1 protein-coding gene and 1 pseudogene are annotated in these 919 nt (G+C 70.1%); both read left to right on the top strand.

The annotated features are described in order from the left end of the window. Positions 1 to 246, top strand: a pseudogene (locus RM812_RS41900) (class I SAM-dependent methyltransferase); the annotation flags it as partial. Positions 247 to 355: 109 nt separating this feature from the next. Beyond that, the coding region (locus RM812_RS41895; protein ID WP_311586235.1) for a 3'-5' exonuclease at positions 356 to 919 on the top strand (564 nt) is incomplete at its 3' end.

The following is a 919-nucleotide window of genomic DNA, read 5'->3' as shown; positions in this document are numbered from 1 at the left end:
ACGTGCCGCCTGGTCTACCGGTGGATCGACGACAAGCCGGCCTTCCTCGACCGGATCCGGCGCATCCTCGCGCCCGGCGGAGTCTTCTGGGTCGTCACCGAGATCGCCGGCCGTCGCACGACCACCAACCTGGCCCTCCAGAAGCTCGGGATCTCACCCGCGGACGCCGAACTGCTGACGGCCAGCTGGTCCTGCGTACGGACCGCCGACCTCGACGTCCTGCGCTGCTACGCCCTGGCCCCGTGACCAGAAGGAAGCATCCGGTGCCAGACATTGAAAACCGCACCCGAGAGATCTGTGCCCTCTACGGCCGCGCCCGCTCGGAGGCCGAGGCGTTCCGGCAGGAGGTGGCACCGTGAACGCGCTGGTGAACGATCCGCGCTTCGCCGCCACGACGTTCTTGGTGGTCGATTTTGAAGGCCTCACCCCGGCGGGGCGGCCTGCCGAGCCGATCGAGGTCGCGGCGCTGGCACTGCGCCCCGTAGGCGACCGGTTGGTGGAGGTCAGCCGGTTCGAGGAGCTGATGCGGCCGCCCACCGACGTTCCCGTGACCGCGCGGGACGTCCAGCTCAAGGGCATCACACAGCAAATGCTCTCCACGGCACGTCCGGCCGCCGAAGTGCTGGCGCGGCTCGACGCCCGCCTGACCGTGCCGCCGTACCGGCTGGTCGCCCACCATGCCTCCACGGAGGCCGGGATCATCGGTCGGCAGGCCGAGCACTGTCCCGTGCTCGCGGCGACGCGACTGCTGGACACCCTGCGTCTGTCCAAGGCAGTGGTGCCCGGGCTCGGCTCCTACGGGCTGGACGGTCTGCTCGGCTATTACGGCATCCCCAACCCGGCCGGACGGCATCGCGCGATGCCGGATGTCGAGGTCACCGCCCAGGTGCTTATCCGGCTGCTGGACGACGGATGCCCC

The organism is Streptomyces lancefieldiae (assembly GCF_031845825.1).
Classification (GTDB): domain Bacteria; phylum Actinomycetota; class Actinomycetes; order Streptomycetales; family Streptomycetaceae; genus Streptomyces; species Streptomyces lancefieldiae.
This window is presented reverse-complemented; position numbering and strand designations above follow the sequence as displayed.